The organism is Szabonella alba, from assembly GCF_016765775.1.
Taxonomy (GTDB): Bacteria; Pseudomonadota; Alphaproteobacteria; order Rhodobacterales; family Rhodobacteraceae; genus Szabonella; species Szabonella alba.
Genome location: NZ_JAESVN010000003.1, coordinates 130,437 through 146,747 on the forward strand (window position 1 = coordinate 130,437; position 16,311 = coordinate 146,747).

Sequence of the window (16,311 nt, forward strand, 5' to 3'; positions counted from 1 at the left end):
GACCGGTGATCATGGCCGACTGACCCTGCCGGGCCAATTTTTGACCGGCGGGTATGACTGGCCGGGCAGCAGGGCAGGGGCCGTCACTCGATGGCGGGCACTTTCTTCAGATAGGCCGCGATGGCCGTGCGATCCTCGCCGGTCAGCCGCGCCATATTCTCGACCACATGGGCCATATGGCCGCCCGCACTGTCAAATTCGGGGGTGAAGCCCGAGAACAGATAGGCCGCGATTTCTTCCTCGGTCCATGTCAGCGCGCCGGGGGTGATGTTGGGACTGCGGCCCCGCCCATCGGGGTTCGGCGCGCCCGCCAGCCAGCGCGACCGGTCCAGCCCGCCAAGCGCGTTGCGCGGCGTATGGCATTCGCCACAATGGGCCAGCGCCTCGACCAGATGGCGACCGCGCGTCTCGGCCTCGGTCAGATCGCCGCCGATCACCCAGTCACGCGATTCGAACAGCAGCTTCCAGCCACCCAGACTGCGGCGGATAGTGAAGGGAAAGCCCACCTCATGCGGCTGACTGGGGGTCGCATCCGGGGGCAGGGTCTGCAGATAGAGGTGCAGATCGGCAATTTCCTGAAGGCTGGCCTTGTTATAGGCATTCCACGGAAAGGCCGGATAGTAATGGCTGCCCCCGGGGCTGAGGCCGCGCTGCACCGCCGAGGTGAATTCGGCCAGCGTCCAGCCTGCTATCCCTTCGGGCGAAGGGGAGATATTGGGGGCGATGAAGGTGCCGAAATCGGACGCAAAACGCATCCCGCCCGCCAGCACAAGCTGATCCTCCGCATCGGCGCCGGGGGCCATATGGCAGGAGGCGCAGCCCGCCGCCCAGAACACGGTCTCACCGCGCGCGGCATCCCCCGTGATCCCGGCAACGGCATCATCAGGGATGGGGTCCGGGGCGGTCAGGATCCATCCTGCACCGCCCCCCAGAACGGCCAGCAGGGCAAGAAGACTGAGGGCGCGGCGCATGGGCAGGGTCCTTTCGGGGGCAATTCCCGTCGATCTTGCGCGCAAAGGGCAGGGCGGGCAAGCGGGGGCAGGTGGCGTTCACGCAGGTTTTGGCACGCAGGTTTTGGGAAAGGGCACGCGCGTCAGATCCTTGGCACGCGGTTCGCCCGCCCGCCACCCTCCAGCGTCAGCCATTCGGGCCAGCCGATGAAATATTCCACCGCGACCAGCAGCAGGCACAGCGCGATCACCCCCAGCACCAGTTTCACCCGGGCAGGTGAGGGCGGGTTGCGCACCCAGCGGGCCATGCGCAGGAACCAGATGTAATTCATGATATGGCCCCACGCGGTGATGCCTTCCGGTGATCTGCCAGATCCTGCCCCAGATCCTGCCCCAGATCCTGCCCCAGATCCTGCCACGGTGCGATGCGGAACGTGCCCCGCGCCGCCCCCGAGGGCGAGGGCAGCGCCCAGATGGCCAGACCCGGATATTCCGGCGCCTTGAGGCGTCCCGCCGCAACCCGGCGGCCAAGGGCGATCCGCGCGGCGGTCAGGCTGGTGAAGGCCAGCCGCCGGGGTGCAAGCGTGACGATCAGCGTGGCCAGACGGTCGGGGGCATAGGATCCGGACGGAATATCGCGATCCATGCCTGAAACATCCTTGGCCAGATCCGTCAGTCCCAGCCCCAGACCGGGCAGAAGATGGTCCTCCTCAGGCCTAATCCTGCGCGGGGTGATCCCGGTTTCGGCCAAGAGCGACCAGAAGCGGTTGCCCGGCCCGGCATAGTAATGCCCCCGCGCCGCCGACACGTGCCCTGCCGCCGTGCCGCAGAACAGGCAGTCCAGATCCGGCGCTGTGAGATCCGGCAGCATCAGCCGCTTTCGGTGAACCGCACCTTGCCGATATGCGGCAGGTTGCGGTTGCGCTGCGCGAAGTCGATGCCATACCCCACGACAAATTCATCGGGGATCTCGAACCCGGTCCAGTCGGCCCGGATATCGACCTCGCGCCGGCTGGGCTTGTCCAGCAGCGCGCAGACCTTCAGCCGCGCCGGTTCGCGCGCCTGAAGAACGTGCAGAACATGGCTGAGCGTGAAGCCCGTATCGACTATATCCTCAACCACCAGCACATCGCGGCCCGCGATTTCCCCGCGCAGATCCTTCAGGATCCGCACCTCCCGGCTGGAATGCAGCGCATCGCCATAGGATGACGCCTCCAGAAAATCGACCTCCACCGGCAGGTCAATCTCGCGCACCAGATCGGCGATGAAGACGAAGGAGCCGCGCAAAAGCCCCACCACCACCAGTTTGTCGGTGCCTTTGAAATGCGTCGTGATTTCACGCGCCAGCACCTCGACCCGGGCGGCAATCGCCTTGGCCGAGATCATCTGGTCTATGACATAGGGTCGCATCATGCAGTCCGTCCCTTGATTTCCGCCCCTTGATTTCAGCGGCAGCTTTACCCATTACCGGGGGCCAAGTCACGCCAAACTCTGCCCCCGAAGGCGCAGATCCGGCCCAAGGACAGGATTGCCCCGAACCGATGCCGACCCATTCCGAGACGCGAAACCTGCCCTATAGTGCCGTGCAGATGTATGAGCTTGTTGCGGATGTGGAGGCCTATCCGAAATTCCTGCCCTGGACCTCGGCGGCGCGGATCCGCTCGCGCGAGCAGCAGCCCGACGGGACCGAGAAGATGGAGGCAGATCTGGTGATTTCCTTCAAGGTGTTCCGCGAAAGGTTCGGCAGCCGCGTCACGCTGTGGCCCGGAAAGGACCGGATCGATACCGAATATCTTGAGGGTCCATTCCGCCATATGCGCGCGACATGGCGTTTTGCCGACCGGGACGAGGGCGGCTGCGAAGTGCGATTCGATGTGGATTTCGAGTTCCGCAACGCCATCCTGCGGGGGATCATCGGCGTTGTCTTCAACGAGGCGATGCAGCGCATCGTGCGCGCCTTCGAGGCGCGGGCAAAGGCGCTTTACGGTCAGGCGGCCTGAAGTTTCATCTCAACGTCAGCCAGCAAGCGCCTGCTTCATCAGGGAAATCGCATGATCACAGGCCGCGCCGCGCACCCTGTCACGGCCCAATGCGCCAAACTCCACCGTTTCGGTCCTCAGTGATCCTTGCCGCGTGGCAATGCCGAAACAGACGCGACCTTCGGGTTTGAAGTCCGACCCGCCCGGCCCGGCAATCCCGGTTACCGACACCGCCAGATCAGCCCCGGAGGCGGCCAGCGCCCCCGCCGCCATCTCCCGCGCCACCGGTTCGGACACGGCGCCATGGGCCGTCAGCGTGTCGTCGCGCACCCCAAGCATCGCCTTTTTCGCGGCATTGGAATAGGTGACGAACCCGCATTCGAACACATCCGACGATCCCGCCACCGCCGTCAGCGCCGCCGAGACCATGCCCCCGGTACAGCTTTCGGCCGTGGCGATGCGCCAGCCCTTCGCGCGGGCGGCATCAAGAAGCTGTGCAGCACTCATCCCATCAGCACCCCATGCGCGATTGCGGCCAGGGCCATCGTGCCCAGCCCGGCGAACAGACCGGCCCAAAGATCATCCAGCATGACCCCCGCGGCATCGCCGCGCGCATCGGCCCGCCCGACCAGCCAGGGCTTCCAGATGTCGAACAGCCGGAACAAAAGGAAGGCCGAAACCCAGCCCGGCCAGGGGAAATTCGCGCTGTCCATGCCCACCCACCAGAAGGCGAAGGACGGAAACAGAAGCGCGATCCACTGACCTGCAACCTCATCCACCACAATTTCGGACGGATCCTCGCCGGGGCGGTCGGCCAGTTCGCGCGCACAGGCCCAGAAGCCCAGTGCCGTCACAAGGACAGTGGCCACCAGCAGCAGCGGAAAATGCCCGACCCGGTGCAGGATCAGTCCCAGCCCCAGCGCTGCAAGCGAGCCCCAGGTGCCCGGGGCAGGGCGCAACAGGCCGACCCCGAAGAAGATGGCGACGATCCTGCTCATGCGCGGATCAGGGTTGCGCTGGCCAAGGCCGCGATCCCCTCCTTGCGTCCGGTGAAGCCCAGCCTTTCGCTGGTCGTGGCCTTGACTGACACGCGATCTGCCGCAACCGCCATGATCTCGGCCAGACGCGCCTGCATCGCACCGGCATGGGGCCCGATCTTGGGCGCCTCGCAGATCAGGGTCACGTCGCAATTGCCCAGGTTGAAGCCGCGCGCCCGCGCCGCATCCATGGCATGACGCAGGAAAATCTCGCTGGCCGCCCCTTTCCATTGCGGATCCGACGGCGGGAAATGCCGCCCGATATCGCCCAGCGCCAGCGCGCCATAGATCGCATCGGTCAGCGCATGCATGCCGACATCGGCATCGGAATGGCCCAGCAGCCCCCGGTCATGCGGGATGCGGACCCCGCAAAGCCAAAGATGATCGCCTTCACAAAAAGCATGGACGTCAAACCCATTGCCAAGGCGGATATCCATGCCGCGCCCTTTCAGGATCTTTTCGGCCCGCGTGAAATCGCCGGGCCAGGTGAGTTTCAGGTTCTCCTCCTCGCCCTCCACGATCATCACGTCAAGCCCTGCGGCCCGCGCGACCTCGACATCATCCGCCGCCCCGCCCGGATGGGCGCGATGTGCGGCAAGGATCGGGGCGAAGTGAAAAGCTTGCGGTGTCTGGGCGCGGAAAAGCCCGTCGCGGGGCTGGACGCCCGCAACCTGCCCGTCCTGCCCCCGCCAAAGTGCATCGGTCACGGCAAGGGCCGGGGCCACGGCGGGCGCATGGTCCAGTGCTGCCGACAGCCGTGCGATCAAGGGGACCGACAGGCAGGGGCGGGCGGCATCATGGATCATCACCCGGCTTGTCCCGGTCCCGGCAAGGGCCTCCAGCGCATTCCGGACCGATTGCGCGCGGGTCTCGCCACCCTCGACGACGTGGATATCATCAGGCCAACCTGCGGTTTCGGGGCGGTCGTCGGGATGGATCACCACCACGATATGCGCGGCGCCGCCATGAACGCGAAAGGCGTGCAGCGCCTGTTCCACCACAGAGCGGCCTGCCAGATGCTGCCATTGCTTGGGTCTGTCGCCCCCCGCGCGGGTTCCGCGTCCGGCGGCGACAAGGATCGCGGCAAGTGTCATGGATCCCTCGACTTGTTTGCCCCGAAGGCTTAGGCCATCGCCGCGCGCATGACAATCGGGCGCAGTTTGCGGCAATATCGCACAAAAAACAGGCAAAGCACGTTTTTGCGTCGATCTCGCGCTAAAGGTGATTTGTCATCCTGCCTGCGGCCCGTTACTGCCGAAGGTGACGCACAAGGAATAGGCAATTGCCCCTCAGACTGGCCCCTCGCAGACTGGACAGCGTAACCATTGATCCGCCGGTGCTGCTGGCTCCGCTGGCCGGAATCACCGATCTGCCCTTCCGCAGGCTGGTCGCCGGTTTCGGCGCCGGTCTGGTCGTATCCGAAATGGTCGCCAGTCAGGAGGTTGTGCAAGCAAGGCCGCTGGCGCGGGCGCGGGCCGAACTGGGCTTTGGCGAACAGGCGACCTCGGTGCAACTCGCCGGGCGTGAGGCCTATTGGATGGCCGAGGCCGCCCGCTATGTCGAGGCGCAGGGCGCGCAGGTCATCGACATCAATATGGGCTGTCCGGCCCGCAAGGTGACGAATGGATATTCCGGCTCGGCCCTGATGCGTGAGCCGGACCACGCGCTGCGCCTGATTGAGGCGGTGGTGGGCGCGGTCAAGGTGCCGGTCACATTGAAAACCCGGCTGGGCTGGGATGACGACCTTCTGAACGCGCCCGATCTGGCCCGGCGGGCCGAAGGCGCAGGCATCCGCATGGTCACGATCCATGGCCGGACGCGCTGCCAGTTCTACAAGGGCGCGGCCGACTGGGCCGCGATCCGCAGGGTGAAAGAGGCGGTGACGATTCCGGTTATTGCGAATGGCGATATCGTGGATGCTGCGTCGGCGGAAACGGCGCTGCGACTGTCGGGGGCTGATGGGGTGATGGTCGGGCGCGGGGCGCAGGGCCGGCCCTGGCTGCTGGCCGAGATCGCGGCGCAGCTTTATGACCGGCCCCGGCCCGAGATCCCCCGTGGTCCGGCGCTGGCAGCACTGGTCTGCGGCCATTACGAGGATATCCTGTCCTTCTATGGTGCCGAACTGGGCTTGCGTGTCGCGCGCAAGCATCTGGGCTGGTATCTTGAGGCTGCAGCATGCGATGCGGCGCTGCCCGTTACCCCGTTGCGGGGGCGTATCCTGATCGCCGAATCTCCTGCCGAAGTGCTGCACCTGCTGCCTGAGGCCTTTGCTGACCAGCACAGCGAGGCGGCATGAGCTATCGCGCGCCCTATCCGGTTCCGGGGGTTATCTGGGCCTCGCTGCCGATCCCGGCGCTGCTGATTGATGCGGCGGGACGCATTGCCGAGATCAACCCGGCGGCCGAAAACTTCTTCAACGCCTCGATGCGCAGTCTGAAGGGGCAGCCAGTGTTCGACCGGCTGTCCATCGATGCCCCGATGGAGGAGGCCTTGGCCCGGGCCCGGGCGAATCAGGCCGCGCTGTTCATCAATGATGTCGATGTGACGACCGGGGAACGCCCGCCGATCCAGTGCCACATTCAGGTGGCGCCGATGCATGACAATCCCGATATCGTCATGATGCTGATCTCTCCGCGCGATATCGCCGACCGGCTGGGCCGGGCGACGGCGGTGAAATCGGCGGCGAAATCGGCCATCGGCATGGCCGAGATGCTGGCGCATGAGATCAAGAACCCGCTGGCGGGCATTTCGGGGGCGGCGCAGCTTTTGTCGATGAACCTGTCGCCCGAGGATCGCGAATTCGCCGATCTGATTGTTGAGGAGACTCGGCGCATCGTCAAATTGCTGGAACAGGTGGAACAGTTCGGCAATCTGCGCCCGCCCGACCGGCGCGCGGTCAATATCCATGACGCGCTGGACCGGGCAAGACGATCGGCCATGGTGGGCTTCGCCGCGAAAATGACGATCATCGAGGATTACGATCCGTCATTGCCCAACACTTTCGCCGATCCTGATCAGTTGATGCAGGTCTTTCTGAACCTGATCAAGAACGCGGCCGAGGCGGCGGGGCCGCAGGGCGGCACGATCCGGCTGCGCACATTCTATGACCTGTCGCTGCGTCTGCGGCGGCTGGACGGGCCGGGCCGTCCGCTGGCGCTACAGGTTGAAATCATTGATGACGGGCCGGGTCTGCCCCCCGAAATCGCCTCGAACATCTTCGAACCCTTTGTTTCGGGGCGGGAAAACGGCACTGGCCTCGGCCTTGCGCTGGTCTCGCGCATTGTCACCGACCACGAAGGCTGGGTCGCGGTCGACAGCGTTCCGGGCCGCACGGTGTTTCGCGTATCGCTTCCGGTTGCCCCGCGTGATGCGGCGACCGAGCCAACAGTCAAATGACAGGAGTATAGGGCATGGACGGCACGGTTCTGGTCGCCGATGACGACCGCACGATCCGCACGGTTCTGACGCAGGCGCTGACACGGGCGGGTTGCAAGGTCCATGCCACATCCAGCCTGATGACGCTGATGCGCTGGGTCGAGGAGGGCAAGGGCGATCTGGTCATCTCGGATGTGATGATGCCCGATGGCAACGGGCTTGAGGCGCTGCCGCAGATCTCGAAACTGCGGCCCGGCCTGCCGGTGATCGTGATTTCGGCGCAGAACACGATCATGACGGCAATTCAGGCGGCCGAGGCCGAGGCCTATGACTACCTGCCCAAACCCTTCGATCTGCCGGATCTGATGAAACGCTCGGCCCGGGCGCTGGACATCAAGCGCCGCGCCCCGGCGCGCGGTGCCGCCGCCCCCCCGCGTGAGGCGGGCGAGGATCTGCCGCTGGTCGGGCGCACCGCTGCGATGCAGGCGCTTTACCGTCTGGTGGCGCGGGTGATGAACACCGATCTGGCGGTGCTGGTCACCGGCGAATCAGGCACCGGAAAATCGCTGATCGCGCGGGCGATCCATGACTTTTCCGACCGCCGCAGCCAGCCTTTCATCGTGGCGCAGGCCGCGGATCTGCAGGGCGTGGACGGGCCGGCCAGCCTTGCCGCACGGGCACGGGGCGGATCGCTGGTCTTTGACGAGATCGGCGACCATGACGAGGACACGCAGGCGCGGATCGTGCGGATGCTGGACCTGATGGGCGAGAACGCACCCCGCATCATGGCCACCTCGCAGGTCGATCTTTCGGCCCGGATGGAAGCGGGCAGTTTCCGGCAGGATCTGTTCTATCGTCTGGGCGGTGTCACGCTTCAGGTGCCCGCCTTGCGCGAAAGGGTGGACGATATCCCGCTGCTGGCCGATCACTTCCTTGCGCGGGGCGAACGCGACAGCGGTTCCACGCGGCGCCTGTCGCCCGAGGCGCGGGACCTGATCCGCGCCTACAGCTGGCCGGGCAATGTGCGTCAGCTGGAAAACACGCTGAAACGGCTGCTGGTGACCTCGGGCGAACCCGAGATCGCCCGTGCCGAAGTCGAGGCCGTTCTGGGCAGCCAGCCCGCGCTGGAACCGCTGCGCGGCGGCGGTGAGGGGGAAAAGCTTTCCGCCTCGGTCGCCCGGCATCTGCGGCGCTATTTCGATCTGCATGGCGGCGCGCTGCCGCCCCCCGGCGTCTATGCCCGCATCCTGCGCGAGGTGGAGGCCCCGCTGATCGAGATTGCGCTGGATGCCACGGCGGGCAATCAGGCGCGCTGCGCCGATCTTCTGGGCATCAACCGCAATACGCTGCGCAAGAAGATCACTGATCTGGACATCCGGGTGAGCCGACGTCGCAAACTGATGTAAATACGTCACAGGAACCGTTGCGCCCCAGCCCTGTTCCGGTGCATCATACCAGATATGGATGGGGCGCGCCCCATCCGGCCATTGATTGGGGGCGACTGGATTTTGGCGGCCGTCATGCGCAGCAACACCTGGGCCAAGCTGTCGCGCCTGCGCCGTCAGCGGAAATACCAGACATTGATGACCTTCGGTCTGGTCTTTCTGGGGCCTGTGCTGGCGTTGGCGACCTTTCTGGCGCTGGGGCCTTTCGATCAGGGGGCCGGGTCGTCCTATCTGCGGCTGATCCTGCTGGCCGATCTGGTCTATGTGCTGGTCGTGGCCGCCCTTGTGCTGGGACGCGTGTCGCGGATGATTTCGGACCGGCGCAGCCAGTCGGCGGGTTCGCGCCTGCATCTGCGGCTGTCGGGGGTTTTCGCGCTGCTGGCGCTGATCCCGACGATCCTGGTCGCCGTCTTTGCCGTGCTGACCTTCAATGTCGGGCTTGAGGGCTGGTTTTCCGAAAGGGTGCGCACGGTTCTGGGCAATTCACTGGCGGCCGCGCAGGCCTATGACGGCGAACACCGCCGCGACCTGACCGAAGATGCTACGGCGCTGGCGGGCTATCTTAATGTGGCCAAGCAATCCTCGTTCTTTCTGGCCGATGGCGATTTGCGCCCGATCCTGACCCAGGGACAGGCGGCCATCCAGCGCGGCCTGCGCGAGGCATTTCTGATCGACGGGACCGGGACGCTGATGACGCGGGGGGACCGGTCCTATCTCTTTGATTTCGAACAGCCCGATCCCGAGGCCATTGTGCGCGCGCGCAGCAGTGGCGCGGTTGTGCTGGTCGAGGACTGGCCGAATGACGAATTGCGCGCCATCGTCCATCTGGATGCCTTTTCCGACCGTTATCTTTACATCACGCGGGAGGTTGACGGATCAATCCTCAGCCTTCTGGACGACACACGCGAAACTGTCGCGCTTTATCAGCAGCTTGAGGCAGAACGGGGCCGGATACTGTTCGAATTCGGCCTGCTTTATCTGGGATTCGCGCTGATCCTGATTCTGGCCGCGATCTGGCTGGGATTGTGGTTTGCCGAACGGCTGTCGCGCCCCGTCGGGCGGCTGGCGGGGGCGGCGCAGCGCGTCGGTGCGGGGGATCTTGAGGTGCAGATCCCCGAGGAAGAAGGCGATGACGAGATCGCCATGATGGGCCGCATGTTCAACCGCATGACGCGACAGTTGAAAGGTCAGCGCGATGCGCTGATTTCCTCGAACCGGGAAACCGAAGGGCGGCGGCGGCTGTTCGATTCCGTTCTGTCCTCGATCACTGCGGGCGTGGTCGGGCTGGACCCCGAGGGGCGGGTGGATTTTATCAACCGCGCGGCCGAGCGTCTGCTGGATGTGCCGGACCGCGCCCATGATCTGGATCTGGCGATGGTCGTTCCGGAATTCATGCCCCTTTTCAATCGTTTGCCTGATAGTCTTAATGGAACGGTTCAGGAGGAACTGCGCCTGACCCGCAAGGGCAGGATGGAAAGCCTGCTGGTGCGGATCAGCACGCGGAAATCCGATACCGGGCGGCTTGAAGGCTATGTCATCGCCTTTGACGATGTGACCGATCTGGTCTCGGCGCAGCGCATGGCGGCCTGGGGTGATGTGGCCCGCCGCATCGCGCATGAGATCAAGAACCCGCTGACCCCGATCGCGCTCTCGGCCGAACGGATCAAGCGCAAGTTCGCCAAGGAGGTTTCCGCGCCCGAGGATCTGAACCAATATGCCGATGTCATCATCCGCCAGACCAATGACCTGCGCCGGATCGTCGACGAGTTTTCGAAATTCGCGCGGATGCCCGAACCCGACCGGCGTGAGGAGGATCTGGCGAAACTGCTGCGCGACGCGGTGCTTTTGCAACAGGCGGGCCAGCCCGATGTGGCGATCCGCGCCGAAATCCCCGAGGCGGCGGCGCTGATGGATCTGGATGCGACGATGATTTCACAGGCCTTGACCAACCTGATCAAGAATGCCGGGGAAGCCACGGAAACCCTTAGGGAAAAAGGTGCGCCAGACGGCTATGTTCCACAGATCCGCGTGGCGATGGAGCTGCAGCCCGATCAGGCGGTGATCCGCATTTCCGACAACGGGATTGGCCTGCCGCCGGACCGGGCACGACTGTTTGAGCCCTATGTGACAACGCGCGAAAAGGGCACCGGTCTTGGCCTGCCCATCGTCAAGAAGATCATCGAGGAACATGGCGGCACGTTGGCCCTGCTCGATGCCGAACCATTCGAACCGACAGCCCGTCAGGGCGCCATGGCAGAGATCCGACTGCCACGCCTTGCCCGCACCCAGCGCGGCCGGGCCAGACATTCCAGCCAGGGGGACCAGGGGGGAACATGAGCTCTATTCTTATAGTCGATGACGAACGCGATATCCGCGAATTGATCGGGGATATCCTGCGCGATGAGGGCTTTGCCGTCCGTCTGGCCGGCAATTCCGATGACTGCATGTCCGATGTCATCATCCGCCAGACCAATGACCTGCGCCGGATCGTCGACGAGTTTTCGAAATTCGCGCGGATGCCCGAACCCGACCGGCGTGAGGAGGATCTGGCGAAACTGCTGCGCGACGCGGTGCTTTTGCAACAGGCGGGCCAGCCCGATGTGGCGATCCGCGCCGAAATCCCCGAGGCGGCGGCGCTGATGGATCTGGATGCGACGATGATTTCACAGGCCTTGACCAACCTGATCAAGAATGCCGGGGAAGCCACGGAAACCCTTAGGGAAAAAGGTGCGCCAGACGGCTATGTTCCACAGATCCGCGTGGCGATGGAGCTGCAGCCCGATCAGGCGGTGATCCGCATTTCCGACAACGGGATTGGCCTGCCGCCGGACCGGGCACGACTGTTTGAGCCCTATGTGACAACGCGCGAAAAGGGCACCGGTCTTGGCCTGCCCATCGTCAAGAAGATCATCGAGGAACATGGCGGCACGTTGGCCCTGCTCGATGCCGAACCATTCGAACCGACAGCCCGTCAGGGCGCCATGGCAGAGATCCGACTGCCACGCCTTGCCCGCACCCAGCGCGGCCGGGCCAGACATTCCAGCCAGGGGGACCAGGGGGGAACATGAGCTCTATTCTTATAGTCGATGACGAACGCGATATCCGCGAATTGATCGGGGATATCCTGCGCGATGAGGGCTTTGCCGTCCGTCTGGCCGGCAATTCCGATGACTGCATGTCCGAGATCGCCGCCGAAGCACCGGCGCTGATGATCCTTGATATCTGGCTGAAGGACAGCCGGATGGACGGGATCGACATCCTGAAAACCGTGAAACGCGACAATCCGGATGTGCCGGTGGTCATCATCTCGGGCCATGGCAATATCGAAATCGCCGTCGCTGCGATCAAGCAGGGTGCCTATGACTTCATCGAAAAACCCTTCAATATCGACCAGTTGATGGTCGTTGTTTCAAGGGCGATGGAAACCAGCCGCCTGCGCCGTGAAAACAGCGATCTGCGGCGGCGAGAGGTCACATCCTCTGACATGATGGGATCAAGTCCTGCCTTCAAGGCATTGAAATCGCAGCTTGAAAAGGTCACGAAATCAAATGGCCGCGTCATGCTGACCGGTCCGGCCGGATCGGGCAAGGAACTGGCCGCGCGGTTCATCCATGCCCATTCCGCCCGCGCCTCGGCGCCTTTCGTCACCGTCACCTCGGCCACCATCGAGCCTGAGCGGATGGAAGAGGTACTATTCGGTCGTGAGACGCAGGAACGCGGCATCGAGAAAGGCCTGCTGGAACAGGCGCATGGCGGCGTGGTCTATTTCGATGAAGTGGCCGATATGCCGCCCGGTACGCAGTCCAAGATCCTGCGGGTTCTGGTGGAACAGCAATTCACCCGCGTCGGCGGGGTTGAAAAGGTGCGCGTCGATCTGCGGGTCATCTCCTCGACCACCCGCGACCTGCGCAGTGAAATCGGCGCGGGCCGCTTCCGGCAGGAACTTTATGACCGCCTGAATGTCGTGCCGATTGCGGTGCCCAGCCTTGAGGACCGGCGTGAGGATATTCCCGAACTTACCGCATGGTTCATCGAGATGTTCCATCGCAGTCAGGGTCTGCCGTTGCGCAGCCTTTCGACCGAGGCCGAGGCGATGCTGCAGACGATGCAATGGCCGGGCAATGTGCGCCAGTTGCGCAATGTGATCGAACGGGTCCTGATCCTCGGGGACGGGTCTGGCCCGATTGAACCGCGCGAATTGCCCGGGCAGGACACGGGCGGCGGCGGCGAGGGCCGTGTGACGCTGGGGGGCGCGCTGGCCACATTGCCGCTGCGCGAGGCGCGCGAACTCTTTGAAAAGGAATATCTGCTGACCCAGATCAACCGGTTCGGCGGCAATATCAGCCGCACGGCCAGTTTTGTCGGGATGGAGCGTTCGGCCCTGCATCGCAAGCTCAAATCCCTGGGGGTGGTCACCACGACCAAGGCCGGGGCGCGCCTTGCCCGGCTGGAAGAGGATGAGGATATCGGGGAGGATTGAGGCCCCCGGGCCATTCGCGCGCATCAGTCCGGCATTGCAAAGCGGGGCATCACGTTGACCGGGGCCGGGTGATCTGCCAATGAGGGGACGTTGAGCGGACAGACCCGTCCTTGCGGAGAACAGGCATGAAAGTCATCATCTGCGGCGCGGGGCAGGTGGGCTGGCAGATCGCGCGGCATCTTTCCGGCGAAAAGAACGATGTCACCGTCGTCGATTACAACCCCGATCTGGTGCGCCGGGCGACCGAAACGCTGGATGTGCAGGGCATCGAGGGCTTTGCCAGCTATCCCGATGTTCTGGCGCGCGCCGGGGCGCGGGATGCCGACATGATTATCGCCGCCACCCATTCGGATGAGGTGAATATGGTCACCTGTCAGGTGGCCCATTCTATCTTTGCCGTGCCGCGCAAGATTGCCCGGTTGCGCTCGCAAAGCTATCTGGATGCGATCTATGCCGATCTTTACCGGCGCGACCATCTGCCCATCGACGTGGTCATCAGCCCCGAACGCGAGGTGGCAGAGGCGGCGTTACAACGGCTGGCGGCGCCCGCGACCTTCGACACCGAAAGTTTCATGGGCGGGCGGGCGCAGTTGCTGGGCATCGTGCTGGAAGAGGATTGCCCGGTCCTGAACACGCCCTTGCGGCAATTGTCGGAACTTTTCTCGACCCTGCGGGCCATTGTCGTGGGCGTGCGGCGTGAGGAACGTCTGTTCGCCCCCGAACCCGAGGATCAGTTGTTCGAGGGCGACCGGATCTATGTCTTCGCCCATACCGAGGATCTGAACCGCACGCTTGAGATTTTCGGCAAGACCATCCGCAAGCAGGAGCGTATCGTCATCATCGGCGCGGGCAATGTCGGGCTGGCCGTGGCGCAGGCACTGGAGCGGCGGACCGAACGGATGCGCGCGCGGGTGATCGAGAAGAATCGTGGCCGTGCGGAACGGGCCGCCGATGCGCTGGAACGGACCATCGTCCTGAACGGCGACGGCATGGATATCGACACGCTGACCGAGGCGGGGGTGGACCGCGCCGATGCGGTTCTGGCGGTGACCGATGACGACAAGACCAATCTGCTGGTCGCGGTGCGCGCGAAACAGGTGGGCGCGCGGATGTCGGTAGCGCTGGTCAATGATCCGACGCTGGTGCCGCTGATGGCGGCGCTGGATATCGACGCCTATATCAACCCCCGCGCGACGACGGTTTCATCTATCCTGCGCCATGTGCGGCACGGGCGGGTGCGGGCGATCTATTCCATCGGCGATGCCGAGGCCGAGGTGATCGAGGCGCAGGTTCTGTCCACCTCACCGCTGGCGGGCCGTCTGATCCGCGATATCGAGTTTCCCGAGGGAGTGCTGGTCGGCGCGGTTATGAAGGGCGACAAGGTGGAAAAGCCGCGCGGCGATCTGCGGGTGGAGGAAGGCGACATCATCGCGCTTTTCGCGATGGCCAAGGACGTGCCCGAGGTGGAGCGCCTGTTGCAGGTCTCCATCGACTTTTTCTGATCCGCCATGTCTGGGTCCGCCCTGTCGGGAATTGTCCGGCTTCCGCTTCTGGTGATCCTGACGGGTCTGACGGCGCTGGCCATGTATCTGCCCGCAATCCATGCGGCGGTGCTGCGCGATCATCAGGTCGCGCGGCCGTTTTTCTATGGCGGGACGGTGTTTCTGCTGCTGGCGGTGATGGTGGGCATCGCCGTGTCGAACCGGCGCAACCGGTCATCGGCGGGGCGTGATCTGGCGGCCCTGCTGGGGGCCTATCTCTGGTTGCCGCTGGTGATGGCTGTTCCCTTCGATCAGGCGGTGCCCGATACCTCCTATTTCAATGCCTGGTGGGAGATGCTGTCCTCTTTCACCACGACGGGGGCCACGCTTTATGACCGGCCCGGCCGTCTGCCGCCCTCGCTGCATCTTTGGCGGGCGCTGGCGGGCTGGCTGGGCGGGTTTTTCGTGTTGCTGTCGGTCGCGGCAATCCTTGCGCCGCTGGGATTGGGCGGGGCCGAGGTCACGACCGCACGCAATGTACATTCCAGCGCAGGCAGTGCGCGGGGCGGCATCATGCGGGGCGCGGATCTGTCCACGCGACTGCCGCATTTTGCAGGGATCATCTTTCCGGCCTATGTCGCGCTGACGCTGCTTTTGTGGGTCATCCTGCTGGGTCTGGGCGGGCAGGGGCTTGTGTCCCTGATCCTTGCCATGTCTACCCTGTCGACCAGCGGCATCACCATGGTGGGCGGACTGGCCCGCGATGGCGGGGGCATAGTCGCCGAAACGGTGATTTTCGCCTTTCTGATGCTCAGCGTGACAAGGCGCAGCCTGCCCGGTCCCACCCTGACCGGGCGCAGCCGCCCGGTCTGGCAGGATCCCGAGATCCGGCTTGCCCTGTTCCTGCTGCTGCTGGTGCCGGGGCTTCTGGTGATGCGCCACTGGATCGGCGCACTGAGCTATGAGGGCGAGGAAAATCTGGCCACCGCCGCCCGCGCCTTCTGGGGGGCCGTGTTCACGACGCTGTCCTTCCTGACAACAACAGGGTTCGAAAGCGCCGACTGGCAGGCCGCGCAGGCCTGGTCGGGGCTGCGGACGCCGGGGTTGATCCTTGTGGGTCTGGCCATGATGGGCGGCGGGATCGCCACGGCGACGGGCGGGTTGAAACTGCTGCGCATCTATGCGCTGGCGCGGCATGGCGAACGCGAACTGGGCCGTCTGGTCTATCCGTCCTCGGTCGAGGGGGGCGGGCGGGCGCAGCGGCAGTTGCGGCAGGACGGCGCCTATATGGCCTGGATCTTCTTCATGCTGAACGCGTTGGCCTATGGCGGCTTTCTGTTGGCCTTTGCGCTGGCGGGGCTGGATTTTGACCGCGCGTTGATCATGACGATCTCGATGGTCACAACGACCGGGCCGCTGTCACAGATGGGGGCGGAACAGGCCATTCCACTGCTGGAGCTTTCGGCTCCGGTCAAGCTGATCGCCGCCGCCGCGATGGTGCTGGGCCGGATGGAGGTCCTGGCCCTGATCGCGTTGCTGGCCCCCGGAACATGGCGGCGCTGAT

Annotated in this window: 15 protein-coding genes and 1 pseudogene; 9 read left to right on the plus strand and 7 right to left on the minus strand. The window is 64.5% G+C overall.

Annotated features, from left to right (window positions below; translation table 11 throughout):
• Positions 1–83: 83 nt before the first annotated feature.
• The 4 genes from JL811_RS08220 to hpt form a co-directional block, all read right to left on the minus strand.
• Positions 84–971 (minus strand): cytochrome c, encoded by an 888-nt coding sequence (locus JL811_RS08220; RefSeq protein WP_202688030.1) that lies wholly within the window; start codon positions 969–971, stop codon positions 84–86.
• A gap of 122 nt (positions 972–1,093) precedes the next feature.
• Positions 1,094–1,282, minus strand: coding sequence for a hypothetical protein (locus tag JL811_RS08225; protein ID WP_202688031.1), 189 nt, complete (start codon positions 1,280–1,282; stop codon positions 1,094–1,096).
• The gene (locus JL811_RS08230) at positions 1,279–1,821 is read right to left on the minus strand and encodes a mismatch-specific DNA-glycosylase (protein WP_202688032.1); all 543 of its coding nucleotides are present in this window, start codon (positions 1,819–1,821) and stop codon (positions 1,279–1,281) included. Before JL811_RS08230 ends, JL811_RS08225 begins: the two co-directional genes overlap by 4 nt.
• Complete coding sequence (hpt, locus tag JL811_RS08235; protein ID WP_202688033.1) at positions 1,821–2,363, minus strand: hypoxanthine phosphoribosyltransferase; 543 nt, start codon at positions 2,361–2,363, stop codon at positions 1,821–1,823. Before hpt ends, JL811_RS08230 begins: the two co-directional genes overlap by 1 nt.
• 128 nt (positions 2,364–2,491) lie before the next feature.
• Here hpt and JL811_RS08240 point away from each other — a divergent pair, with 128 nt between their 5' ends.
• Entirely contained in the window at positions 2,492–2,950 is a 459-nt protein-coding gene (locus JL811_RS08240; protein WP_202688034.1) for a type II toxin-antitoxin system RatA family toxin, read from the plus strand.
• A gap of 15 nt (positions 2,951–2,965) precedes the next feature.
• Here the strand turns inward: JL811_RS08240 and JL811_RS08245 are convergent, their stop codons facing one another.
• From JL811_RS08245 to JL811_RS08255, 3 genes are read right to left on the minus strand one after another with little or no spacing between them, the layout of a single operon-like run.
• Entirely contained in the window at positions 2,966–3,436 is a 471-nt protein-coding gene (locus JL811_RS08245) for a CinA family protein (RefSeq protein ID WP_202688035.1), read from the minus strand.
• Complete coding sequence (locus JL811_RS08250) at positions 3,433–3,927, minus strand: phosphatidylglycerophosphatase A family protein (protein WP_202688036.1); 495 nt, start codon at positions 3,925–3,927, stop codon at positions 3,433–3,435. The genes JL811_RS08245 and JL811_RS08250 overlap by 4 nt, the downstream gene beginning before the upstream one ends.
• Positions 3,924–5,060: a bifunctional 2-C-methyl-D-erythritol 4-phosphate cytidylyltransferase/2-C-methyl-D-erythritol 2,4-cyclodiphosphate synthase gene (locus tag JL811_RS08255; RefSeq protein WP_202688037.1), complete on the minus strand. Its 1,137-nt coding sequence runs from the start codon at positions 5,058–5,060 to the stop codon at positions 3,924–3,926. Before JL811_RS08255 ends, JL811_RS08250 begins: the two co-directional genes overlap by 4 nt.
• 188 nt (positions 5,061–5,248) lie before the next feature.
• Here JL811_RS08255 and dusB point away from each other — a divergent pair, with 188 nt between their 5' ends.
• From dusB to JL811_RS08295, 8 genes and pseudogenes are all read left to right on the plus strand, one after another.
• Complete coding sequence (gene dusB / locus JL811_RS08260; RefSeq protein ID WP_237684885.1) at positions 5,249–6,262, plus strand: tRNA dihydrouridine synthase DusB; 1,014 nt, start codon at positions 5,249–5,251, stop codon at positions 6,260–6,262.
• Positions 6,259–7,362 (plus strand): two-component system sensor histidine kinase NtrB, encoded by a 1,104-nt coding sequence (locus tag JL811_RS08265; RefSeq protein ID WP_202688038.1) that lies wholly within the window; start codon positions 6,259–6,261, stop codon positions 7,360–7,362. The genes dusB and JL811_RS08265 overlap by 4 nt, the downstream gene beginning before the upstream one ends.
• 14 nt (positions 7,363–7,376) lie before the next feature.
• Entirely contained in the window at positions 7,377–8,747 is a 1,371-nt protein-coding gene (locus JL811_RS08270; protein ID WP_202688039.1) for a response regulator, read from the plus strand.
• A gap of 114 nt (positions 8,748–8,861) precedes the next feature.
• Complete coding sequence (locus JL811_RS08275; protein WP_202688040.1) at positions 8,862–11,123, plus strand: sensor histidine kinase NtrY-like; 2,262 nt, start codon at positions 8,862–8,864, stop codon at positions 11,121–11,123.
• A gap of 71 nt (positions 11,124–11,194) precedes the next feature.
• Positions 11,195–11,854: pseudogene (locus JL811_RS08280) on the plus strand (sensor histidine kinase); the annotation flags it as partial.
• The gene (gene ntrX, locus JL811_RS08285) at positions 11,851–13,266 is read left to right on the plus strand and encodes a nitrogen assimilation response regulator NtrX (protein WP_202688042.1); all 1,416 of its coding nucleotides are present in this window, start codon (positions 11,851–11,853) and stop codon (positions 13,264–13,266) included. The pseudogene JL811_RS08280 and the gene ntrX, both read left to right, overlap by 4 nt.
• A 125-nt stretch (positions 13,267–13,391) precedes the next feature.
• Positions 13,392–14,768, plus strand: a complete 1,377-nt coding sequence (gene trkA, locus JL811_RS08290; RefSeq protein ID WP_202688043.1) for a Trk system potassium transporter TrkA — start codon at positions 13,392–13,394, stop codon at positions 14,766–14,768.
• 6 nt (positions 14,769–14,774) lie between these two features.
• The gene (locus JL811_RS08295) at positions 14,775–16,310 is read left to right on the plus strand and encodes a potassium transporter TrkG (protein ID WP_202688044.1); all 1,536 of its coding nucleotides are present in this window, start codon (positions 14,775–14,777) and stop codon (positions 16,308–16,310) included.
• Position 16,311: the final 1 nt, after the last annotated feature.